The sequence below is a fragment of the Nonlabens sp. YIK11 genome, from assembly GCF_001413925.1.
Classification (GTDB): domain Bacteria; phylum Bacteroidota; class Bacteroidia; order Flavobacteriales; family Flavobacteriaceae; genus Nonlabens.
This window is the reverse complement of record NZ_LBMJ01000001.1, coordinates 417,270-441,706: the sequence shown is the minus strand read 5'-3', so window position 1 is coordinate 441,706 and position 24,437 is coordinate 417,270. Positions and strand designations below refer to the sequence as shown.

At 41.5% G+C, this 24,437-nt stretch carries 21 protein-coding genes; 9 read left to right on the top strand and 12 right to left on the bottom strand.

Annotated features, from left to right (window positions below; all coding sequences use genetic code 11):
• Window positions 1-15 precede the first annotated feature (15 nt).
• Both AAU57_RS01935 and yiaA read right to left on the bottom strand, forming a co-directional pair.
• On the bottom strand, window positions 16-309 hold the full coding sequence (locus tag AAU57_RS01935; protein ID WP_156339974.1) for a hypothetical protein: 294 nt from the start codon (window positions 307-309) through the stop codon (window positions 16-18).
• An 11-nt stretch (window positions 310-320) separates the two neighbouring features.
• Entirely contained in the window at window positions 321-785 is a 465-nt protein-coding gene (gene yiaA, locus AAU57_RS01930; RefSeq protein WP_055411317.1) for an inner membrane protein YiaA, read from the bottom strand.
• Window positions 786-917: 132 nt separating this feature from the next.
• On the opposite strand from yiaA, the gene AAU57_RS01925 reads away from it, so the two are divergent.
• From AAU57_RS01925 to AAU57_RS01915, 3 genes are all read left to right on the top strand, one after another.
• On the top strand, window positions 918-2,387 hold the full coding sequence (locus AAU57_RS01925) for a hypothetical protein (RefSeq protein WP_156339973.1): 1,470 nt from the start codon (window positions 918-920) through the stop codon (window positions 2,385-2,387).
• A gap of 74 nt (window positions 2,388-2,461) precedes the next feature.
• Complete coding sequence (locus AAU57_RS01920; RefSeq protein WP_055411315.1) at window positions 2,462-3,064, top strand: thioredoxin family protein; 603 nt, start codon at window positions 2,462-2,464, stop codon at window positions 3,062-3,064.
• Window positions 3,065-3,201: 137 nt separating this feature from the next.
• A complete protein-coding gene (locus AAU57_RS01915; protein ID WP_055411314.1) occupies window positions 3,202-3,786 on the top strand; it encodes an FMN-dependent NADH-azoreductase in 585 nt (194 codons plus the stop codon).
• Window positions 3,787-3,872: 86 nt separating this feature from the next.
• Here the strand turns inward: AAU57_RS01915 and AAU57_RS01910 are convergent, their stop codons facing one another.
• The 5 genes from AAU57_RS01910 to AAU57_RS01890 form a co-directional block, all read right to left on the bottom strand.
• Entirely contained in the window at window positions 3,873-8,747 is a 4,875-nt protein-coding gene (locus AAU57_RS01910; protein WP_055411313.1) for a DNA repair ATPase, read from the bottom strand.
• A 218-nt stretch (window positions 8,748-8,965) separates the two neighbouring features.
• Window positions 8,966-11,038, bottom strand: a complete 2,073-nt coding sequence (locus AAU57_RS01905) for an SPFH domain-containing protein (RefSeq protein WP_055411312.1) — start codon at window positions 11,036-11,038, stop codon at window positions 8,966-8,968.
• Window positions 11,039-11,142: 104 nt separating this feature from the next.
• The gene (locus AAU57_RS01900) at window positions 11,143-11,850 is read right to left on the bottom strand and encodes an OB-fold-containig protein (protein WP_055411311.1); all 708 of its coding nucleotides are present in this window, start codon (window positions 11,848-11,850) and stop codon (window positions 11,143-11,145) included.
• A gap of 156 nt (window positions 11,851-12,006) precedes the next feature.
• Window positions 12,007-12,720 (bottom strand): PspA/IM30 family protein, encoded by a 714-nt coding sequence (locus AAU57_RS01895; protein ID WP_055411310.1) that lies wholly within the window; start codon window positions 12,718-12,720, stop codon window positions 12,007-12,009.
• An 11-nt stretch (window positions 12,721-12,731) separates the two neighbouring features.
• Window positions 12,732-13,127, bottom strand: a complete 396-nt coding sequence (locus AAU57_RS01890) for a YbjN domain-containing protein (protein ID WP_055413636.1) — start codon at window positions 13,125-13,127, stop codon at window positions 12,732-12,734.
• A 321-nt stretch (window positions 13,128-13,448) separates the two neighbouring features.
• On the opposite strand from AAU57_RS01890, the gene AAU57_RS01885 reads away from it, so the two are divergent.
• On the top strand, window positions 13,449-14,207 hold the full coding sequence (locus AAU57_RS01885; protein ID WP_055411309.1) for a helix-turn-helix domain-containing protein: 759 nt from the start codon (window positions 13,449-13,451) through the stop codon (window positions 14,205-14,207).
• Between the two features lies 1 nt (window position 14,208).
• Here AAU57_RS01885 and AAU57_RS01880 read toward each other — a convergent pair whose 3' ends face one another.
• The 5 genes from AAU57_RS01880 to AAU57_RS01860 form a co-directional block, all read right to left on the bottom strand.
• A complete protein-coding gene (locus AAU57_RS01880) occupies window positions 14,209-14,712 on the bottom strand; it encodes a hypothetical protein (RefSeq protein WP_055411308.1) in 504 nt (167 codons plus the stop codon).
• A 48-nt stretch (window positions 14,713-14,760) separates the two neighbouring features.
• Window positions 14,761-15,462, bottom strand: a complete 702-nt coding sequence (gene truB / locus AAU57_RS01875) for a tRNA pseudouridine(55) synthase TruB (RefSeq protein ID WP_055411307.1) — start codon at window positions 15,460-15,462, stop codon at window positions 14,761-14,763.
• A gap of 34 nt (window positions 15,463-15,496) precedes the next feature.
• Window positions 15,497-16,294: an undecaprenyl-diphosphate phosphatase gene (locus AAU57_RS01870; RefSeq protein ID WP_055411306.1), complete on the bottom strand. Its 798-nt coding sequence runs from the start codon at window positions 16,292-16,294 to the stop codon at window positions 15,497-15,499.
• Window positions 16,294-16,578 carry a DUF3098 domain-containing protein gene (locus AAU57_RS01865; protein ID WP_055411305.1) on the bottom strand — a complete coding sequence of 95 codons (285 nt, stop codon included), beginning with the start codon at window positions 16,576-16,578 and terminating at the stop codon, window positions 16,294-16,296. Before AAU57_RS01865 ends, AAU57_RS01870 begins: the two co-directional genes overlap by 1 nt.
• 123 nt (window positions 16,579-16,701) lie before the next feature.
• Window positions 16,702-17,580, bottom strand: coding sequence for a cell division protein FtsX (locus AAU57_RS01860; protein WP_055411304.1), 879 nt, complete (start codon window positions 17,578-17,580; stop codon window positions 16,702-16,704).
• Window positions 17,581-17,706: 126 nt separating this feature from the next.
• Between AAU57_RS01860 and AAU57_RS01855 the strand changes: the two genes are divergently transcribed.
• The 5 genes from AAU57_RS01855 to AAU57_RS01835 all read left to right on the top strand — a co-directional run bounded on the left by AAU57_RS01855 (window position 17,707) and on the right by AAU57_RS01835 (window position 24,387).
• Complete coding sequence (locus AAU57_RS01855; RefSeq protein WP_055411303.1) at window positions 17,707-20,754, top strand: leucine--tRNA ligase; 3,048 nt, start codon at window positions 17,707-17,709, stop codon at window positions 20,752-20,754.
• A gap of 691 nt (window positions 20,755-21,445) precedes the next feature.
• Window positions 21,446-22,339, top strand: a complete 894-nt coding sequence (cyoE, locus tag AAU57_RS01850) for a heme o synthase (RefSeq protein WP_082438510.1) — start codon at window positions 21,446-21,448, stop codon at window positions 22,337-22,339.
• Window positions 22,339-22,929, top strand: a complete 591-nt coding sequence (locus AAU57_RS01845) for a heme-copper oxidase subunit III (RefSeq protein WP_055411302.1) — start codon at window positions 22,339-22,341, stop codon at window positions 22,927-22,929. The genes cyoE and AAU57_RS01845 overlap by 1 nt, the downstream gene beginning before the upstream one ends.
• A 37-nt stretch (window positions 22,930-22,966) precedes the next feature.
• A complete protein-coding gene (locus tag AAU57_RS01840; protein ID WP_055411301.1) occupies window positions 22,967-23,965 on the top strand; it encodes a cytochrome c oxidase subunit 3 in 999 nt (332 codons plus the stop codon).
• 17 nt (window positions 23,966-23,982) lie between these two features.
• Entirely contained in the window at window positions 23,983-24,387 is a 405-nt protein-coding gene (locus AAU57_RS01835; protein ID WP_055411300.1) for a cytochrome C oxidase subunit IV family protein, read from the top strand.
• Window positions 24,388-24,437: the final 50 nt, after the last annotated feature.

Below are 24,437 nucleotides of genomic sequence, written 5' to 3'. Positions count from 1 at the left end.
AGGCACAAGCCGGTTTCAGGATGAGAAATCTCTATAAAAAAGATACGTAATCGCCACCGTCACAAAGGCAGTTAGAACTAAGCTGACCACCACCGTCCATTGAAAGGGTTTTTGTAAAAGCATCCAGATGGATGTAATTAAAAGTACTGGAGCAGCAATGATCATAGGGATCATTAAAAGTTCATGAAACACGCCTGCAATGACCCAATCTATTTCAAAGATATAGGTTAGATACACCCAAATAAAAAATAACGTATTGCCTATTGACGCATAGAAAACGGCAGTGTCTTTCTCATATATCTCTTTCATTTCCTTTTCCATTAGTCGGTACCGTTTTCATCAAGAAACTTTATATCTCTGGTGTTTTTTTGAACGGCAATCGCTGCAAAGAGGCTAAGAAGGAATGACATGGCATAAAAACCTTTTTCGCTCAGCCACAAATCGGCATTCCACAATCCTATGATTAGTAAAACGATGGAAGCGATCGTCACAAACCAGCTAATGCCGTAATAAATATCTGTAACTGCAATGCCTTCTTGTTTGTCTCTCACTGCTTTTTGCACTGAAATAACCGAGAATAATCCAAATAGCAGTATCACAAAGTAGTAACCTTTCTCGTTAAGCATCATTTCTGCATTCCACAATCCCACGCAGTAAGAAATCATTCCTACAAGTAGCGCCGTCCACGAGGCTGCGATAAATGCTGCCGTAGGTTTGCCGTTAAAGACGGTTGGCTTTTTGAGAATTTCTTTTTTCTCTGTTGAATAATTAATTTGATTTTCCATGTTTTTGTTTTGATGGGACAAAGTTGCAACCTCATAAACGTTTGGAATGACCTATTTTAGTGGATTATGTACGATTGGAATGTAGTTATATAATACATAAATCACTAAAAGCCAATAAAAAAGGAATTTATAATGAACGATTTGATAGTGTTGATTAGATCGATGCAAAGTGATGAAGCTGAAGATTTTATCGCTTTCGCGAAAGCGAAAAACCAGCGATCTGATGTAAAAAACATCAAGTTGTTTGACCTCATAAGGTCTGGCGTGCGCCGTGATCTGGACCTAAAAATCTATGGGAAAAGGAATAACAACGCGCTGAATGCACTTAAAAACAGGTTAAAGGAAAACTTAATAGACTTTACGGCCAGTCGTGGCTTTAGCAACGAATCATTGGAAGAATTACAATTGCTCAAGTTGTTACTAGCCGCCAGAATATTTTTGGAAAAGGAGCAGTTCTCCATAGGTTTTAAAACGCTCCATAAAGTGATTAGATCGTCTTCTAAACTGGAATCCTATGCCATCCTTCAAGAGTGCTATCATACCTATGTACAATACGCGCATCTAGATCCTAAATGCGATCTGGAAGAATTAATTGCAGCTTACAACCGTATCCAGTCGCTTTATGAAACTGAAATCAAATGGGTGAAGCTGTATGCAATTCTAAAGAGAGAACTTACCCAGAATCCATCAAACAGCTTTGATCTGATAAAAGAAAAACTAGAGGAATATGAATTACAAATAGATGCAAGCTTGTCGTTTAAAACGCTGTTTCAGATCATGAACATCGTGACAGATGCTGCAACTCTTGAATCAGATTATGCTGGTGTATCACTCTTCATGAATCACGTTTTTGAACTGGTTAAAGTCAAGAAACATCTTGCAGATAAACATCTGTATTATCATTGTGAGATTCTCTACCTTATGTCAGGAACCTATTTTAGAAATAGGGACTTTATGGCATCCCAAAAAATCCTAACAGAACTGGAAGTGCAGTTGTCAAAGCAAAGAGGTGCTTTTGAGTTACAATTTAGAGAACGTGTTTTATTGCTGAAGGCCTTGAACTTTAACTATACCAACAAGCCTCTAGAAGCAATGCAATTGATTACCCGTTTAAAGAAGCCCACTACAAGAATTGTGGTAGTACACGCAATGCTTTTATTTCAACAAACAGAATTTAACGCCGCACGCAGGAAACTCAACGAGCTCAAGCATACCGATCGATTTTATGAGAGAAAAGAAGGCCTGTTGTTTGTTCTGTACAAAAATATATTGGAGATCTTGATCTATATGGAACTGAGTCAACCAGATCTTGTAGAGTCTAAAATGCGCAGCTTCAAAAAGCGTTATAAAAATTCACTGCTTGGTATAAAAGAGGAACGAGTGATTACCTTTATGAAACTGCTTCGTAATTATTTTGACGAGCCCTATCTGGCGACACAAAAAACTTTCAAGGATAGAGTAGAACAAGCCTTCATCTGGAAACCAGCTGACCGTGAAGATATTTTTGTAATGAGTTTTTATGCCTATCTCAAAGCTAAAATGGAGCGAAAAACCATATTTCAAGCGACCATGGATTTAGTTGCCCAAGGCTCTAATAGTTAACAACAGGAAGAATGTACCAATTTAAATGACCGCTAAAACCTTTTATCGAGATTTCATGAGCTTACTTTTGTAATATGGAACTACAGCAAATTATAGAGAAGTCATTAGAGAACACCTTATCCTATCAACAATACAGAGCTTTTGTAGCGGCGCACGTGGTCAATGGCACCAACAGCGGCGCTGAGGTGACTCCAGCACTAACAGAATATACAAAGCTCAATCACCAGCGCATGAAGCGACTGGACAAAACTGTCAAACTAGAGCCAGAAACCCAGGACTTTTTGAATCGGTTTGATAAAAAAATTAGCTTTTTAATCATTACCGAAAGCTGGTGCGGCGATGCCGCTCAAACCATGCCCATGATCAATAAAGTGGCTATGGCAGCTGGAATAGATCTGAAAATTGTTTTGCGAGACGAGAACCTAGAATTGATGGATCACTTTTTAACGAATGGCAGTAGATCCATAGCAAAGCTGTTGGTACTGGATGCGAGCCATACAAAAGTTCTATCCCAATGGGGTCCAAGACCTAGCAAAGCAACAGTTCTTGTGGCGGAAGAGAAAGCACAAAAAGGAGAACTGTCGGCAGAATTCAAGCAAGAGTTACAAAACTGGTACAATAAGGATAAGGGAAAGAACATCGAAAAAGATCTAAAGCAATTGCTTAAAGTCCTTTAGTGGCAGTACTTAGATGAACCTATCGTTTATCACTGCTTCTTTTCAATTTCCATCATAGGATGATGTTTAACAGTTTGTTTATGGATATTATCTAAATCTGTTATTTATTTGTACATACAATTAAAACACCTACAAATATGAACATTCTAAGAATTGATAGTAGCCCAATGAAGGAAGCCAGCATAAGCAGAGAGCTGAATGACGTGCTTCAAAAAAAGTTGGAATCTCAAGGACATCTCATCACAGGAACGCGTGATCTTTATTATGATGATCTCGTTAGTTTAGGTGATAAAGAGCGCTATTCTGCTTTTTTCACACCTTCTGAAAATCTTACAGATGTACAAAGAACCGAAATAGAAGGTAGCAACGAGCTGGCGATCGAATTTGCAGCAGCCGACGCCTACATTATTGGTGTGCCTATGTATAATTTTACGGTAACCGCGGCATTAAAAACTTATATCGATTTGATTTCCAGAGCTGGAATTTCATTTAATTATACTCCAGAAGGTCCTGTAGGATTACTCAAAAACAAAAAAGTATACGCCATCATCTCAACGGGCGGCACACCAGTAGGTAGCGAGGTAGATTTCGTATCACCTTATTTAAAAACCCTATTTGGTTTTTTAGGAATTACTGATGTTACATTCATTGCCGCAGACTTAACGAGTCAATCAAGAGAAGCGAGCATAGAAAAGGCTACTAAAGCCATTGATGCTTTGTAATAGAAATAAGCAAATCAAGAAAAAACCCAATCCAGTGCTGGATTGGGTTTTTTGTTTCAATGAATCTAGAAATGCTTTTGTGTTTGCTATTTCGACAATCCTTTACGCAGGACTTCTTTGATACCTTCTAGATTTTCAGTAAAATCCATCATCTGACTCAGGACTTGGGACATTTGATTCTGTCCACCTAGGCCATTGAGCTTGTTGTTTTTTGCAAAAATCTTCTTGATATCTTCCCATCGTTGCTGTTCTTCAGGCGTGATGGTGTTGACTAGTTCTTTATATTTCAAAAGATTGGCTTCAGCGGCACTGGTTAAGGTTTGTGATTCACTTTCATAATGTGATAATAGTAAGGTTTGTAATTCCTTATCATCCATGATTGGGACAACCTTTGCGACTAGTTTATTCATGTCTCGATAAGATCCTTGTAGTTTAAAACTAGGTTCTGTACGATACGTATCCTCCATTCCTGCGCTGGCGATATAAGTTTCATTGACTTTGAGAACCGTATCTCTTATTTTCAACACTTTTTCAAGTACGGCTACATAATCTGCTATTTCTTGATTGCTGTGATTTCCTTTGAGTTCGTTATCACTGGCGCCATTTTGAACCCTATCAATCAAAGCGTAGACATCATCAAAATGCTTATTACTCAATTGTTGCAACACCGGATTGCTGGTCAGTGCATTTTCTACCAGGCTCAACTCAAATAGATGTGCTGTATCGCCTATGATGTCACCTAGATTATAGATATCGGCACGGTTTGCCAGCATGTCAGGAATCTGGAATTTATCTCCACTTTCAGTATATGGATTACCAGCCATGATGATGCAAAATTTCTTACTGCGCAGGTCATATGTTTTGGGCTTGCCATTGAAAACACCTTCAATCTTACGCGTACCGTCAGACAGGCTGATGAATTTTTGTAAAAACTCTGGATTACAGTGCTGTATATCATCTAGATACAACATCACATTGTCACCCATTTCAAAGGCAAGATTCAGTTTCTTGAGTTCTTCTCGTGTGGCTGCATTTGACGCTGCTTCTGGATCAACTGATGTGATATCGTGACCTATTGCTGGCCCATTAATTTTCATAAAAATCAAACCCAGTCGATTTGCCATATACTCCATCAAGGTCGTTTTACCGTAACCTGGTGGTGAGATCAATAGCAATAATCCCATGCGGTCGGTACGTTTAGTATCGCCTACCGTTCCTAATTGTTTGGCAAGATTGTCTCCTATTAATGGGAAATATACCTGGTCGATCAATTTATTACGCACAAACGAGCTCAAAACGCGTGGCTTGAATTCTTCTAAGCGCAAAGATTCTTTCAGCTCCTCAGTTACTTGATGTTTCGCGGCTTTAAAGGTCTCGTATGCAGGTACTTTTGTCGTCGTAAAATGCTCCAGTGTTGCAACAAAATCATGATAATTGAATTGGAAAGTTCCTTCTTCTATCGTTGCATGCGCTCCTTTTAAGTTTTGGATGGTTTCTTCTGGTGATACGGCTACGGTTTTGTCTGCCGTCAGTTCGCCGTAAAGAATATTTGCTACACACTCGTCTATGTAAGGCAATAAAGCTTGTTTTGAGTTCGCTTTCGCGAAAGCGGAAACCCAGTGTCTCACTAATTCTATTTTATCTTTTTCATTATCGCAGGCCTCCAGACTTTTCTTGAATTTCAAATCGGCATTTTGAGCTTTGATTTTCTTTTCAAAAGCTTCCTTTAATTGAATGGCGCTGTGACTCACCGTAAAGTGATCATTGTCCTTGAGCTCGTTGAACAAATACCTAGCCGCTGATGGACTATCAATTAATTTCGAAACATTGAAAATCTCTTCTGTCAGCTCGTCGATAATAAAATTATACTCTTTACTATCTGGAAAAACAGATAAAACCTCACCAGCACTTTTTAGCGTGCGGTTAAGATGGAGGCGTCGTTGATCATCAAGACTATTCCAGAAAAATTGCGCTTGTGCACGTACTTGTGGCGCATAGGTGAGTAATCCTAAATCATGGTCCTTATGTAAAAGCACACTTAAGATCTGTGCGGCATCATGATCATGAACACCTTTTACATAACCACCAGAATAGTTCCCACTAGCTATTTCTTGAACGTGAACTAACAAGTCTGCCGGACTCATCGTTCTTAAGGCTTCTTGATCTCCATTTTTGAAAATTGAGTAGGCGAGGTAGGCAGATCGATATACCTGAGCATTTTCTGAAACCAGTTCTTGATTCCAGATTTCTTTAGACTGTGTCAGGATTTCATTGTGTAATTCTTGATAAAAATCTGTACCAGTAAGATGGTAGAACAGCGCGTTATCCTTGAAGACGATGGTTAAATCCAGCTGTTGTTTATTGACGCCAAATTTATGCTTACCCAGCTTAATGATATTATCACCATCTTCATACAGTTCATTTTTATCCTTAAGTTTTCTCAAGGCATCTTCACGAGCTACTTTTAGGGCGGTTTCAATAGCTTCCGCTTTACCAGCGTCGTCCAGCTCCTTTAATTGCGCGACAATGTCTCGCACCTTATTGATCATTAAATCACTGGCAAAATAACCATTGATTTCTGTGATGCTATCTAGTGATTGCGCTCGTTTTTGGACACCTTTGATGATGCGTTCTGCAGCATTTTGATAAGAAATAGCTTTCTTATTACGTGCTTCTACCAGGCTGCTCTTACGGTTATCAAAAGCGGCATAGACTTCTTCACGTTTAGCAATAATCTCTGTGATATACTCGTCATAATCGGCAAACTTTCCTTCCAGCTCTTCTAGCTGAATAGAAACTTTAGTTAGGAATTCATCGCATTTTTCAGGTGTATTTGCAATGTCTAGATAATTGATGATACTCTGATCGATCAACTTTAACTGTGCTGCAAAATCGGCTTGTGCTTCTTTTTTACCTACGGTTTTAATCTTATTCTTAATAGCAGCCTTTACCTGATTGATGGTCGCAAAAATCAAAGAGATGTTCTCAATAATTTTGGTTGAATGCGAGGTATCCTCAATGTCTAGGTTAGAAACTATTTCTATAAGTAGCTCCAGATCTTCTGCAATCTGATTGACCTCTTTCTCTAGGTTTTTAATCTCGATGACTTTTTTAGTGTCGTCTAGTGCTTTTTGTTTTTGGGCAACGGCATCATGGTATGGAGCTAGTGCTTTATCATCCAGCAAGAAAGTTACTGCACGACGTGATATTACCTCGTTTTGCTCAACGATCTGCTCCTCAATTCCTTTGATGAAATCGGTATCTACATATCGTATTTCATATAGACCTATGGCTTCACCACGCAAACTGCGCAGTTGGGTCAAAAGCTCTACAAAATCATTAATGGACTTGAACGACGTACTTTTTATTTTGCTGAAAAGTGCATCGGCTTTTTTTGAAATATCTTTAGTGTCGGCAGCGGCTTGTTTACGCATTTGCTTGACTTTCTCAAACTCATCAATAGCTGCGTTAGACGCTTTGTTGATTTCAAGAAGCGGTATGTTGATTTGCTGGGTTTCATCTTCAGACAACCAGTAATAGGCATCGAGAATATCTTTAGAAGTACGAGCGATATCATCGTACAAACCGGCATAACTATCTTCCTTGTTTAATAGCGTCAAAAGCTCATTGGCTTCGGCCATGGCTTTTACAATGTCTTTGTTACCAATTTTATAGAGCATAGTATCTTGATGCTCAGACGGCATGATATCACCTTTCAAATAGGGTGTTTGCCATATTTGCATGATGTGATGCTTAGTCTGCTCTTCTCCAGCTCTAAAGTAACACAGCTCACCACGTTCCAAAATCGTAAAACCACTGCAGATTATAGGTGTCTTGACCGTCTGGTCAATCACGTTATACGACATCAATGCATACAACCCTTGAGCGGCATTGTAGAATACATATAAATGATCCTCGCCATTAGGTGAAGCTATCTTTTGCTCAAACTTTAGTTTGCCAGCGTCGCTGGGAAATACGTTGTATTCTCCAGTTTGTAGGTAATAACCGCTAGGAAATATAATTCCTTGCTCGTCTGGAAGCAGTACAGCTGCCTGCGCAATGCTGTCTATTTTTTGAACTTCTTTGATCTTGTGATTGTAGACAAAATAGCGTGGTTCTTCCTGGAAGGGTTTGATCTCAAGAATTATCAAGTTGCCTAAATCTGCATAGCGGTACTGACCATCGTCCAGTGTCTGGTCGCGATGTTCTACGTCCTCGCGGTAAATCCCTTGACCATCATCTGTATTATCCTCGACCTTAATCGTGAGGTCACCACCTATGGTTTCTACAAAAACCTTGTCCAAAATAGACACGTGACCATGCCTTCCAGATCGCTGATTGTCACGTCCGGCTTCCTTCCACTGGAATCCATATTGCGGCGGAAATCTATACTCGTGCTCGCTGCGATTGTCTATGTATTGTAGTTCGTTCTCCTTGATCAACCATTTAAAGGTCTTGATATCAGTCACGGAATCACTAAGCTGAAACACCATGTGCAAGTAATTCCCAACAATGGCAAACTTGGAGAATATGGTATTGCGGTAGTATTTGTAAAGGTTTTCAAAATCGGTTTGAAAGATAGGATCCTCAATGATTTGAAGCTTTGTTCCGCTTTCGCGAAAGCGTAATGCATCACCAGCCTCACCATCACGATCAAACTCATAGACATTAAAAACGTCGCTCAACTTGATCTCTGTACGCAGGCCAAAGTGTACGTTGTACCCAAAGAGGCTGTAATTGCCAATGGTCACAATATCCCGAGCGATACAGTTGTTCTCTGTATTGACGCGATCATTTGCAATAAGCCGCGTCTCTAGCGAACCGAAGACTTTTTTACGCTCGTCATTGAGTGCTGCCAGACGCTGCTGCAAGTCATTTTTTTGCTTGAGCAAACGACTCTGGATGATCTCATAGGTTCCTGAGTCCAGTTGGGTGGTGTCTTTTAGTTCTTTATCTGCCATTGAAAGTAGAATAGTAGTAATTGATGGTTAATAGAGCCATAGAGGTTGATGAAACTCTTGTTCTAGTGGTAAATCATTCTGCTAGCGCTAGGGATAGCAGCGACATCCTTTTTGAGATCTCACAGGTTATTAAAACCTGTGAGATATTCAAAAGATTAAGCGGATAGCCCGACACTATTCTTTCTCAAGAAAGAATAGTGGAGCGTCCTAAAATCTACCTAGATATTCCCCAACTTTTTGTTGGATAACCCCATTCCTTTAGCAAGATTCATGAGGTTGGTCAACATGTTCTGGTCTTCATTATTGTCAACTCTAGCCTGTAGATCGATCAACAAATTAGCAATCGTCAGGTTCTTGATGTCTTCAGAACTGATGTCGTAACGGTCTGCAAAGTCCTTTACTTTATCGAGTAGATTTCCTTTTACATCGTCGCTTCCTAGAATGGCGTCTTTGACTTCAGATACGGTTTCAGAATGCTTGACCAGTCTGTCATAGCCTTTAGCCTTAGTGATCTGGCCTATGATTTGTTCAAAGAACATGGTCTCGCCACCTACAATGTCAATCTTAGCTGCTTTTAATGCATCTCCTATCACCTGCGCTTGTGCGTCTGCAATATCTTTCTGTATGTTGATTTGTGCCAGGTCTACTTGAAGCTCCTTATCCAGACGTAGTTTGAACTCTTCATGGTCCTTACCTACACCGTCCAGTTTCTTCATGGCATTTGCTTTCTCCTCAATACCAGCGGCATCTGCAAGGGCTTTTTCTTTGATTACTTCTGCCTCTGCGAGTCCATCTTGACGTTTTGCAGCAGCTTTGGCGGTAATTCCGCTTGCTTCGGCTTCTGCTTTTTTCTGGATGATGAGTGCATCTACAATTCCTTGACGCTCGCTAGCCTCTGCTTTTGCATGCATTACTTGTGCTTCAGAAAGACCTACAGTAGCTTCTTCTTTAGCTTGCGCCTCAGCAAGAATCTTACGGGCATCTGCCTCTTTTTCACTGGCTTCTTTGTGAGCTAGTGCTTCGATATTAATTTCTTCTGCTTTTTGAATAGCTGCTTGTTTAGAAGCCTCTGCAGCAATGGTGATTCTTATTAACTCGTCCTGCGCTTTGGCCTCTGCATTAGTGATAGCCACTTGTTTTGCACGATCTGCAGATTTGAAAGCCTCAATGTCTTTCATGTTTTCCTGCTCTTCTACCACTCCTTTTTCAAGAACTACTCGATCTCTAATAACATCCTGAATGTTCTTCTTCTCAACCTCAACTACCTTTTCTTTCTCAATTTGAGCTAGAGTAACCACTCTTTCACGTTCTGTGGCTTCTAGTAATCGGTCTTTTTCTACACGCTCAGTTTCTACAGCATCGGTACGTTGCTTGTTCTTTTCTGCCACGATAATCTGACGCTGCATGTTCTCTTCGGCAATTTTTACTTTTTCCTCAGTTGCTATACGAGCAGTTTCTGATTTGAGTCGTTCTTCTTCAGAGACTTTTAGGGTTTCTGCTTCCTCACGAGATTTTATGTTTGCAATCTCACGTTTTTGTTGCTCTTCTTTTTCTGCCAGTTGTTTGTCCAGTTCAAGGATGGCTTCACGCGCTTCTACATCTTGCTTGCGAATGGTTTTTTCTTCATCGCGTGTGATCAAGTTGGCCTTGATGTTTTGAGCTGCCGTTAATTCAGTAATCTTCTTGATACCTTCTGCATCCAGAATGTTGTCTTTTTTCAAGAATTCTACACTGGTTTGCTCTAAAAAGTCAATGGCACAGTCTTCTAGTGTGTAACCATTCAGGTCAGTTCCAATGATGTCTACAATCTCATCACGGAACTCGCGACGTGCTTCATAAAGGTCAATGAACTGGAATTTTTTCCCAACTGTTTTTAGTGCCTCAGAAAACTTGGCTTCAAAAAGATCTTCTAGCGTTTCAATGCGAGAAGCGCGTTGCACACCTATGGTTTGCGCCACTTTCTTGATGTACTCTACCTCATTGTTGACGCGTACAAAAAAGGCCACTTTAATATCGGCTCGCATGTTGTCCTTACATATCAAACCTTCCACGCCCATACGCTCAATCTGAATTTTCTTAACTGAAATATCCATGGTCTCCACACGGTGGAAAACCGGCACTACATACAATCCTTTGTCTGTAGCGACTTTTGTACCTCCAAAACCAGTACGCACCAGCGCCTGTCCTTGATGTACTTTTTTGTAAAACATCGCAATGATTGCGAAGTAAACGATGACTAGGAAAAGGAGAATTCCCAGTCCTGTTACAATAATTCCTAAAATTCCGTCCATAGTTGTTTTTTGGTTGTGCAGAAGGATTTCTGCGGTGGTTATTATTAATTGATTTTTTTAATTGTGAAATGTCGTCGACAAGCTCAGACTTACATTTTGATGGATTACGCTTTACTCACTAAAAAATAATTCTTATCGTCTGATTGCTTGATGATGAGCACGCTTTCGCGAAAGCGTAATTCTGATCCATCCAGGGACTTGACATAAATACTCATCGGGTTTCCATCGGCAAGCACTTCAGCATTGCCCAATTTGTCTCCAGAAATAGAGGACATCAAGATAGCGCTGCGGCCCAAAAAGTCCACTGCTTTGTCTCCATCTTTATTAAGATTTTTGAAAAAGGCCTTAAAAGGCGTGGTCACTACTTTAGTCACAAATAGCGCTGGAAGGATAGCTACCAGCACGATGATGAAACCAAAAATGTTGTCATAGCTTCCCGTAACGGCTGTGGTTAAAACGCTCATGAGCCACCATATGAAGATCCAAAAGGTAAAGGTGAACATGAACGGCAAACCCACAAAATTGAAGTAAATCAAGATGATTTGCCACCATTTGAGCTGGCGCGTGCGCTTATTGACGACATGCTCGCGATCTACCTCTGCATTGGCAACATCTTCAAAATCAAGGTTACCACCTTCAATGCTGTCAAAATCCATGTCCAGATCTGCATCTACATCGATGTCAACGTCTATATCCAGGTCAAGATCAATACCGCTAATCATGGTAAAAATCCAATAGATAATGAGGATGAGCAGCAGCACGGTAAGTGTGATGTTCACTTCAGAAAATAGTATGTTGAAATAGTTTTCCAATGGTTGGTTGTTAATGGTTAGAATTTTCCTGTCACTCTGAGCATTTCGATAAACTCAGCACAAGCTTGTTGAAATGCGACTGCACAAAGGCTTGTTGTTGCGTAACGACACTTATTAGACAGGCTTAGACTGACAACTTGCGCTGGCAATAGAAACCTACGCCTCATCCTTTTTAATGCCTAGTTGCTCTTTCAACTTGGCAAGATCATCTTCTACTTTGGCTTGTTTTGTATCTGCCGCAGCATCGATTTCATCATCTACACTTGTTTTAGAGCCAGCCATCTCGCTGTAGGCTTCGGCAAGCGCTTCGTCTTGTGCTACCTTTTCCTTCATGCGTTCCAGCATGCTTACCGTGCCAGTGCTGTCCAGTTCTGCCATTTGCTTGTTGACGTTTTTTGTAGCATCGCTCACTTTGACACGAGCCTTCAATGTTTTTAATTCATTTTCCCAGTTGGTGATGTTTGACTTGATCGTGTCAATGGTCGATTTTAATTGAGCCACGTTGTTTTCAAATTTCTCACTTTCTTTCTGGGCGCGTTCCACATTAAGCTGTGCTGCCTCTTTTTTGGCCAGTGCTTCTTTTGCAAGGCGATCTGCCTCTGCACTATCCATCTCGCCACTATGGGCTTTTTTAAGGATGATAATCGCTTTTTGTTCATAATCCTTTGCGGTAGCAGCATGCTCTTCCTTGTCATTTTTAGAGCGTATGGCGAGTGCCTTGACTTGTGCCATTGCCTCGACACTTTTGTTGAGGTCCTCTTTCATGTCAAGAATTCCTTGTTCGGTCATTTTGATGGGATCTTCCATGTTGTTGACTGCTGCGTTTGCTTCTGCCTGTCCTATTTTGAAAAGTCGTTTGAATATGTTCATGATGTTCGTTTTTAGTATTTTGAAAATTTAATAATCTGGTCAGAGTACTCACTTAAGAGCAAGCTTAACGAGTTAAGGGTGCCTTCAAGCTCATTCAGGTCGATGTTTTCTATTTGTAGGGTGTCTCTAAAGATGACTTTAGTTCCACTCTCGTCCAGGACAAAAGCGCCGTGAATGATGTCTCTGTTTTTTTGAAGCAGGCTTTTAAATACCTCTTCGTTTTTATTGTTGATCTTGAAAATGTACTGCTCCATAATTAGGATAGGTGGCGCGATACCTAGAATAAGGTTCTTGACGCCTACACTTTCTTTTTCAATGACAAGAATGCCGTCAGTCCGGTTTTCTCTGGTAATCTCAAAATTAAGTTCCTGTAAGAAATCCTTAATTGTATTAAAATAGTTGTCCATAGGCATTTTTATTACTGGTTTAATATTACGAAAAGCTCTTGCGAGATCACAGGAAAACCGTAAGGCATTCTTGAAGGTAAAGTAGAATAAGTGTGGTCATAGATGTAGTTTTAAGTTGGATAGATTTTTAAACTTTTACTATTTCGCTTTCGCGAAAGCGAACTATGCACTGGCCTATTGCATCGTTCTAGTTTGTTGATCGGTAACAGTCAAATCTGCACATTAATGTTCAAATAATTAGCAACATCCAATATATATTGCTAATATTGTTAGTGTAAATATATACAAAAAGTTTTAATTGCAAATAAAATTAGCAAAATAATGTCGTTTTTTGGTAAAAACATAAAAAAGATACGTGGTGTTAAGGGTTTGTCTCAACAGGCATTTGCCGATATGTTTGACTTAAAACGCGGTACTTTAGGCGCTTATGAAGAAGGTCGTAGTGAACCAAAGATTGAGACTATTATTACAATTGCTAATTATTTTAGCATTTCAATAGACGACATGTTAACTGCCGAATTAACGGTGAACCAATTATTACGATTTAATGATCAACTTACCGTTTCACCCGAAGAGCTGGAGCGTGAGAAGTTTGCTAGTGTGCCCTGCATCACGCCTAATAATGCTGGCGATTACCTAGAATACAGCCTGAATGAGCAATTTATGCAGGACATGCCGCAGCTCCAATTACCCATTAATCTAGATAAACGGTTTATAGCTTACACCGTTGACAGTCTGGAAATGACAAGCCGCGACGAGGGCTTGTTCCCTAAAGATATTGTGATTGCCGAGTTTGTTCCTTCTAATGTCGTTTCTAAACTTAATGCTGGCACCATGGTCCTGGTCGTGACAGCAGATCAATTTATTTTGCGTAGAATGTACCTTACCGGCAAGAAGTTGACCTTAAGGGCTGACCACAATAAGATTGAAGACATGACGCTGGAATTATCACAAGTCAAGCAAGTATGGCGCGCACGTTATGTCTTTTACCGTCGACTGCCTGAAATTGCTAATGATATATCGAGCAAAATGAATGCCCTTCAACAACAGATGGAGGAATTACGAAAGTTGACGAGTTAATTTATCCTTCTTTGGATAGATCGTCGTCATAAAATGCAATGGAAGTTCTAGTGCACTGGCCAGTTGCATCTGTATTCTCAATTTTGGAGCAGGCTTTACCGTCTGGTATGCAACCCTTTGAACTGGAACTTGAGGTGCATATAGTGTTGCCCGTATAATAGGCTGCTTTTTCAGAATTATAATCAATTGCTATGGTAGTAATCTTTCCATCTTCTCTGTACAATCTCAAAAACCTATTCCCGTCAATGTTTTCTATCTTGTAGGTATAGGAAACTAAATTGCCGTCATTACTCTCCATAATAAATTTAGTTGCGGCATTTAAAAGAGATGATTCCGTTACCGCCAGCTGAAAAGTCGAAGCGTCGCCAACACCTATTTTAGCCTCGGCAAAACGACTCATTTCTTCCAGCTCTGGAGTTTGTGCTATCGTGTCGCTATCCTGTTGCGTCTTGCATGCAGATACGCTGATGCATAAAGCTAGTGCATAGATCAATTTTAATTTCATAGCTCCTGAATTAGAGAAGCGTAAGATAGAATATTTTGTAATGCTGTTCTAAAAAGAAAGTAATTTCTCAAACTCTTCAAGACCCATCGCATCCTGCACGTTGTAGTTACCAATTTTGGTCCGGCGCAACGCGCTCAAGTGACCTCCATTATTTAAGGCCGCACCATAATCATTTGCCAGTGACCTAATGTAGGTTCCTTTACTACAGGCGATTCTAAAATCTACTTCGGGTAGTTCTATTTTAGTGAGTTCAAACGCAGAAACATGAACCGCACGAGTTGGAATCTCGGTTGTTTTTCCTTCTCGAGCCAGCTCGTACAATCTCTTTCCTTCTTGTTTTATAGCACTAAAAATGGGCGGTCGTTGCTGGATATCACCAGTGAATTGTTCGGTGGTTTGCTGGAGTAGATCTTCTGTTAAGTGGTCGGTAGAAAAGGTTTGATCAATCTCGGTTTCCAGATCATAACTAGGTGTGGTAGCTCCTAAAGTTATGGTTCCCGTATACTCTTTTTCTTGAGCTTGATAGGTGGTGATATTTTTGGTTTCCTTTCCTGTGCATATAATGAGCAAACCAGTCGCTAGTGGATCCAAGGTTCCAGCGTGACCGACCTTGATTTTCTTCAATCCGTAGCGCTGTTTGATCATCCAGCGCACTTTGTTGACCACTTGAAACGACGTCCAGTTTAAAGGCTTGTCAAATAGCAGGACTTTACCGGTGAGATAGGAATTATCAAGAACTTGGGAACTCAATACTTTAAATTTCTAATGAATAGTTGGGCTGCGGTTAGGCAGCTAGGCTTCCGGCGATGATGGCTATAATACCTACTGCAAAACAATAATAGGAGAAGTAGTGCAACTTAGCTTTCTTGACTAAAGAGATCATCCAGGTACACGCGATCAAACCAGTGATAAACGCCGCAATAAAGCCAAAAAGCAACGGCAAGCTGGCGCTGCTTTCATAATTGAGGTCGCCGCTCATCACGTCTTTGGCGATTTTACCCAAGATCAACGGCACCACCATCAAAAATGAAAATCGAGCTGCTTTGGTACGATCGTTTCCTAATAATACCGATGTAGAAATAGTGGCGCCACTACGTGAAACGCCTGGCAAAATAGCAATCGCTTGAGCCACACCTATAATAACAGCATCTTTCCAGGTCACAGCTTTGCCCGTGTTTTTTGCTCGGCCAGCGAGAAATAGTAACAAACCTGTTACGATCAGCATAAAGCCCACGAGCAACACGTTACCGCCAAAAAGCGACTCCAACTCTTCTTCAAACATCAACCCGACAAACACTGCTGGGATCATCGACAACACGATTTTTGCGGCAAACTGGGTTTCCTCATTCCACTGAAAGGAGAAAACACCTTTCAGCAATTCTAAAATGTCTTTTCTAAAAACCACAATCGTACTCAATGCCGTCGCAAAGTGGAGCACCACCGTAAACATCAAACTTTCTTCAGGAACCGAGTTATCGCCTAGAATGGCTTTGCCTAATTCTAAATGACCGCTGGAAGAAACCGGTAGGAATTCCGTTAATCCTTGAATGACTCCTAGGATCATCGCATCAATAGCCTCCATTATTTGTCAGGATCTAAAAGGATCGCATAAACTTGTATCCCAAACCCAATAATCACTAGCGCTGGCGCCAGTCGTATACGTCGCCAGTGAAAGATATCTGGATTGAAAACAGCAGGATCATCACTGCCACCACCTATCATGAGAATAAATCCTAGCGCGATTACGGCAAGACCTATGATCATCCACGTGTAGTTTTTCTTCTTAAACACAAATCCAAAAACCGGCTTGACATAATCAGGCTCGTTGCTTTGGACGGGTTCGTTCTTTTTGACTTTTTTACTCATAATGCTTTTTAAAATTTCGCTTTCGCGCCTGCCTGTCGGCAGACAGGAAAGCGATATACCCATATCAGACTTCAATAATAGGTCTATGCTCTATATTCTAGCAGCGTAGCGATCTATACTCCTTTAATAATACAACTGATCCGTTCTCAAATTCAAATACCTGGTCGTTGCAAAAAAGGTACTGATCAAACTGATCAACACACCAAAAACCAAAACGCCCACAAACAAAATCGCCAGCATTTTATAGTTCTGTAAAATTTCCAGTTCTGGCACATAACCATCCATCCAGTAGACCACGGCGCCCAGCGCTACCAGTGCCAGCAAGGCACCTATAATGCCCAATTTGATGCTGGTCAGGATAAAGGGTTTGCGTATAAAACCTTTGGTCGCACCTACCATTTGCATGGTTTTGATGGTGAAACGCTTGGCATAAATCGATAGCCTGATGGAACTGTTGATCAATAAAAATGCGATAAATATAAAGACACCGCTTACGATCAACATCCAGAACGAGATGCGCTTGACGTTCTCGTTAAGCAAAGAAACCAGCGGCTTATCATAACTCACTTCCTGCACAAAATCCTTAGCGGCAAGATCATCAGCGATTTGCTGGATCTGGCTATCGTCCACAAAACTAGCGTTCAAACGCACGTCGATGGAATTGGGAATAGGGTTAAAACCATCCAGTTTTGCCACAAAATCCTCGCCCAGATCTTCCATGGTTTGTTTGGCGCCTTCTTCACTACTTACAAAAACCGCACTTTTAGTATAGTCGGCCATTTGCAGGGATTTCTCCAGTTGTTGCATCTCTACATCCTTGGCGCTATCCTTAAAATAAATGGACATGGGCACCTGCTCACGGAAGTAATCTGCCAACTTCTGGCTATTCAGCAAGAAAAAGCCTTGCAGGCCCAACATAAAAAGTACCAAGAAAACACTGATCACGACCCAAAAATAGGAGCTGAACAAGCGGCGTTTTTGATAGGAAGAAGAGGATGCCATAAATCGCTGTTGCAATGAATTAAGAGAACAAAAATAACAAAGTTCCCGAACTGTCTGGGTTTACAACGCTATAAGTTTCCTACTTGTTGCAAAGGGATTATTTTTGCGCTTTACAAAACCACTCGCATGCTACTGTACGACCACAAGGAAATTGAGAAGAAATGGCAAAACTATTGGGCTCAAAACGGCACGTTCCACGCTCAAAACCACTCTGACAAGCCTAAATTCTATGCGCTGGATATGTTCCCATATCCCAGTGGCGCTGGACTGCACGTGGGTCATCCATTGGGTTACATTGCGAGTGACATCGTCTCCAGATACAAGCGCCACACAGGCTTCAATGTCCTGCATCCTATGGGTTATGACAGCTTTGGCTTGCCGGCAGAACAGTACGCGATACAGACCGGACAGCATCCAGCCATCACGACTAAGGAAAACATTGCGAGATACCGCGAGCAGATGGACCGCATCGGTTTTAGTTTTGACTGGTCGCGCGAGGTCAAGACCAGCGATCCCAGCTATTACAAATACACGCAAGAGATTTTTATCCTGTTGTTTGAGAGCTGGTACGATAACGACGCAAATAAAGCACGTCCTATAGAAGAATTGGTAGCTCGCTTTCGCGAAAGCGGAACAACCTCCATCAACGCTGCAACAGATGAAGATCTGAAACAATTCACAGCAGCAGATTGGAACTCGTACACCGATCAGGAACAACAGAAAATCCTACTGGATTATCGTCTGACATTCCTGGCTGATACCGAAGTGAACTGGTGTCCAGCGCTGGGAACGGTACTGGCCAATGATGAAATCGTCAACGGTGTGAGCGAGCGTGGCGGCCATCCTGTGGTGCGCAAGAAAATGCGCCAGTGGATGATGAGAATCAGCGCGTTTGCAGAGCGATTACTGAACGACCTAGAAGACCTCGACTGGAGTGAATCCATCAAAGAAATCCAACGCAACTGGATTGGAAAATCTATTGGTTCCATGGTTTCTTTCAAACTTGAAGGGAACTTTCCCCTTGGGGGAAATGCCGCAGGCAATGGGGCTAAAATTGATGTCTTTACGACACGTCCAGATACTATCTATGGAGTCACGTTTATGACGCTGGCACCAGAACATGAGCTGGTCGACATCATCACAACACCAGAACAAAAAGAAGCGGTCGAGGCCTACAAAAAAGCCACCGCAGCGCGATCAGAGCGCGAGCGCATGGCAGATGTGAAGACGATTTCTGGTGTGTTTACGGGTGCTTATGCCACGCATCCTTTAAGTGGTGAAAAAATTCCTGTGTGGATAGGTGATTATGTTTTGGCGGGTTATGGAACAGGCGCCGTGATGGCCGTACCATGCGGCGATGAGCGCGATCATGCGTTTGCCAATTTCTTTGCGGGTCAAAAAGGGATGCCTGAAATCAAAAACATTTTCAAAGAGGTAGATGTAAGTGAGGAAGCCTATGCGGCTAAGGACGACACAAAACTCACCAATAGCGATTTCCTCAACGGGATGAGTTACGCCTCTGGTGCGATGGCAGCTGCTATCGACAAATTGGAAGAAGTAGGTGCTGGAAAAGGCAAAACCAATTACCGTTTGCGAGATGCGGTGTTCTCCAGACAACGTTATTGGGGCGAGCCGTTCCCAGTATATTATAAGGACGGTTTACCACAAATGATCGATCGCAAGCATCTGCCACTGGAATTGCCAGAAGTTGACGAATACCTACCTACTGAAGATGGCGCACCGCCACTAGGTCGTGCGACCACATGGAGCTGGTGTACCAAAGAAAACAAAGTGGTTTCCAATGATGATAATCGCGATTGTGTGTATCCATTAGAGTTGAACACCATGCCAGGTTGGGCAGGAAGTTCTTGGTACATGTTTAGATACATGGATGCCAACAACGAGAACGAAATGTTCTCTAAAGAAGCGCAGGAATACTGGCAAAACGTCGATCTATACATAGGCGGTAGCGAGCACGCTACGGGCCACTTATTATATAGTAGGTTTTGGGTGAAGTTGCTGCACGATTTGGGCAAAGTCACCGTCAACGAGCCGTTCCAAAAGATGATCAATCAAGGAATGATACTTGGGGAAGGCGCCTTCATTTACCGTTTGAATCCTTATTATGTAAGCGATAATCAGCAGTATCTTATCGGTATGAAGAGTGCCATATTTATAAGCGATTACGTGTTTTCATTGTGGGAAAAAGAACAATCAGCCGATGATCTCAAAGACAATGGTAATATTGATGAAATTCTAAAGTATCATATTTCAGAAAACGCCCAGCACTTACCTAAACAACCTGAATTTACGATATCAAAAATTAGAATAGACATTTCCTTAGTTCAAGAAAATAGGATGGATATAAATAATTTTAGAGATTACTATTCTAATAAAGGATATCGTGAGGCTACGTTTTTGGATTACGTTGACGGTAAGCTCCAACCTTTATTTAAAGAGTCTAAGTGGCAAGTTAATCGTGAGGTTGAAAAAATGTCCAAGTCTAAATACAACGTCGTTAATCCGGACGACATCTGTGATCAATATGGCGCAGATACTTTGCGTTTGTACGAGATGTTTTTAGGTCCGCTAGAGCAGGCCAAACCATGGAACACCGCAGGAATTACTGGCGTTTACGGCTTTATGAAAAAACTGTGGAAACTCTATCATGACGAGAATGGATTCAATGTTTCTGACGAGAAAGCCTCGCCAGACAGCATGAAAACCCTGCATAAGACCATCAAGAAAACCCGTGAGGATATTGAGAACTTCTCATTCAACACCAGCGTGAGTAGCTTTATGATTGCAGTGAACGAATTGACCGCTCAAAAATGCAACCACCGCGAGGTGCTGGAACCACTGGCGATTCTGGTATCACCGTACGCACCACACATTGCCGAGGAATTATGGTCATTGTTGGGACACAACGAATCCATCAGCGAGGCGCCGTTCCCGGTTTTTGAGGAGAAATATTTGGTCGAGAGCAGCAAGACCTATCCTATTTCGTTTAACGGCAAGATGAAATTCACACTGGACCTACCGGTTGACATTTCTAAAGACGATCTAGAAAAAATGGTATTGGAAAACGAAAAAGTCCAAGAGCAGCTGGAAGGAAAAGTGGTACGCAAGACCATCATTGTTCCCGGTAAGATTGTGAATTTTGTGGTGGGATAATACATAGGACTAAAACCATGTCTCGACACTTCGACAAGCTCACCGCAACGCTATCGCTCGACAATGGTTTAAGACTATTGTAGTTTCGCACAATGTAAGCCGCTTCGAGCGAGAGTCGAGAAGGAGCGATTTTCTTGTTATGAAGATTGTGCAAGAACCATGTCTCGACACTTCGACAAGCTCACCGCAACGCCATCGCTCGAAACTGGTTCAGGAGCATTGTTGTCTCACCGTTTGAAAGCATCTCAGAGTCAATTAACGAACTGTCACGCTGAATTTATTTCAGCGTCTTGTGGATCTTGGGTGTAAAACGTCATGGGAACTATAACCTAAAAGATCCTGAGAACGAGTTCAGGATGACAGGTGGTGACTGGGATTGTGCATGAACCATGTCTTGACACTTCGACAAGCTCACCGCAACGCTATCGCTCGACACTGGTTTCATGATCATTGCAATGTTGACGTTCGATATAATTTACAGGCATTAGTTTCACACTCTGTAAGCCGCTTCGAGCGGCAGTCGAGAAGGAGCGATTTCAAAACGTCATTCTTGTCACTTGCAAATAAGCTTGTTCATTCCTCGCTTTCGCGAAAGCGAAAACATCTTTTAACAAGACCTTTGAAAGGCTGTTAATTGCTTTGCTACAAAGTGGTTGTAGGGTATCTTTGCAAACCCTTAAAAACGACACTTTTGAGTGAGGCACAAGCCATAGCGAAATCTCCCGGAATGCTGGCAAACTATGTGGAAATCACAAAGCCACGCTTGTCTATAGTCGTGGTGTTTTCTTCCATTGCCGGATACTTTTTAGGCGCCGTGACCTATGACTGGTTGACGATTGTCCTGCTTTGTATAGGTGGCTACTTTCTAGTGGGGTCTTCAAACGTGTTTAATCAAATCATTGAGCGTGATCGAGATGCGCTCATGAAACGCACCATGAACCGACCTATTCCCACGGGTCGTATTGCTGTGAATCATGCCTGGATATTTGGGTTGACCATGGCGCTTACGGGTGTTTACTTATTGTATTTGATCAATTGGCCTACAGCATTTTTTGGTGCGCTGAGCATCATTCTTTATGCTGCGGTTTACACGCCGCTGAAGACGAGAACACCGCTTTGTGTCTTTGTGGGTGCATTTCCTGGTGCGATTCCCTACATGCTGGGTTGGGTGGCTGCGAGCGGCAGCTTCGGCATAGAGCCTGGAACCTTGTTTATGTTGCAGTTTTTCTGGCAATTTCCGCACTTCTGGGCGATAGGATGGATGCTTGAGAGCGACTACAAAGCAGGTGGTTTCAAGATGTTGCCTACTGGCGGTGCAGACCGTGGAACGGCGATACAAATTATTTTGTATACCATCTGGACCATCGCGGTATCGTTGATACCAGCCTTTGGTGTGACCGGTTCTTTATATATGACGATATGGAGTGCAGCGATCATTTTGTTGCTGGGACTTTGGTTTCTATACTATTCGGTCAAATTGTTTAGAGAACGAACCAATGTGGTCGCGCGCAAGCTGATGCTGGTGAGTGTGAGCTATATAACTTTAATACAGATCATCTACGTAGTAGATAAATTTTTAAGATAATGACAGACGTAACGGAATTACCCATTGAGCAAAAGTTAGCTCGATCCAAAAAACAGATGATGTGGTTTGCCATAGCAAGTCTTGTTATGATGTTTGCAGGATTGACCAGTGCTTATGTGGTAAGTAGTAGTAGAAGAGACTGGGTTGATATTGATATGCCGTCGGAGTTCTTCTATAGTACAGGTGTGATTTTATTAAGTAGCTTGACGCTATGGCTGGCTAAAAGCCTCATTAAAAAGGATAATAAAAGTGCTGCGATGATTTTTACCGTCGTGACTTTTGTCCTGGGAACCACATTTGTGGTCATGCAGTTCATGGGATTCAATTCCATCATTGAGATGGGTTACCGCTTTACAGGCGCGGCAAGTAATGTGAACGCGTCTTTTATCTATGTGATTGTGGTCGCGCACTTGGCACACATTGTAGCTGGATTGATATGCTTACTGGTGATGACTATCCAGACCATAAGAGGTAAATATACCAGTGAGAGCTTGTTAGGTTTTGAGTTGGGGTCCATGTTTTGGCATTTTGTAGATGTACTTTGGATCTATTTACTATTGTTTTTAGTTTTTGCTAAAGATATTTTTTAGACCTATTTTTGCCACTTATTACAACTAATCTGAAGATATGGAAACGACAGTAGCTGCTACTGGTACAGAAGGCCAAAAATGGGGTGGCGGCACACGACCACTCAACGCGAGTTATGGAAAGATGATGATGTGGTTCTTCATCCTGTCTGATGCACTTACCTTTTCTGGATTTCTTGCCGCATATGGTTTTTCCAGATTTAAGTTTATCGAGGAATGGCCTATCGCAGATGAGGTATTCAACCACTTCCCGTTTATGCATGGTGTAGACGCACCTATGTTCTATGTAGCATTGATGACGTTTATCCTTATCGGTTCGTCTGTAACTATGGTACTTGCCGTAGATGCTGGACACCACATGAATCGTAAGAAGGTGGCCTTCTATTTATTATTGACCGTTATAGGTGGTTTGATATTCGTTGGTTCACAAGCTTGGGAATGGAAAAACTTCATCGCTGGTGAGTACGGTGCAGTAAAAACAAAAGGAGGAAAAATTCTTCAGTTTGTTGACGCTCAAGGCGAAAGAGTAGCACTCGAAGAGTTCGTAAGTGTTGGACCTAGAGAAGTGACACCTTATGGTGATAGTGAAGGAATCTGGTATCAATCCTCTGGCGCAGAAAATGCGACATATACACTTGCAGAAGTTCAACAAGGATTTGCCGCTCGTCCAGATCTATTGATCCGCACGCAGCAAATCATTGTAAACGAAGAAACTGGAGCATCAGAAAAAACCATTTTGTCTAGAGAAGAATCTCAATTCAAACTAGAGAATCAAGCCGTAAGCGTTGTTGAAGGTGCTAATTTGACTGAAAACGAATACGGTGCGCCGTTGTTTGCAGATTTCTTCTTCTTTATCACAGGATTTCACGGTTTCCACGTTTTCTCTGGAGTTATATTCAACCTCATTATTTTCTTCAATGTTTTGTTGGGAACCTATGAGCGCAGAGGTAGCTATGAGATGGTAGAAAAGGTCGGTTTGTACTGGCACTTTGTAGACCTCGTATGGGTATTTGTATTTACATTCTTCTACCTCGTTTAATTTTTTAAGATATCAAGATGGCAGATCACGCATCACACGCAGAACATAACGAACATAAACTGGCAATCTTTAGAGGTAGATTGAAGTTTAAGAATAACGTGCAGAAAATTTGGGGAGTCCTGATTTTTCTTTCCATTGTGACCACGGTAGAAGTAGCTTTAGGGTATATCAAACCTGACTTTTTGAACGGTCAATTTTTAGCTTTGAAATATTTGAACTGGATATTTATCATCCTGACTTTAGTAAAAGCCTATTACATCACTTGGGACTTTATGCACATGAGAGATGAGGTAAGCGGCTTGCGTCGTGCCGTTGTCTGGACAGGAGTATTCCTAATCATTTATTTGATAGCGATCCTACTGGTAGAAGGTGATTACATATATGAAGTTTATAAGAACGCCGCTGTAAGTTTTGACTTCTAGGCGATACTAATTACAAACATATAAAGGACGGTTTTTCCGTCCTTTTTTAT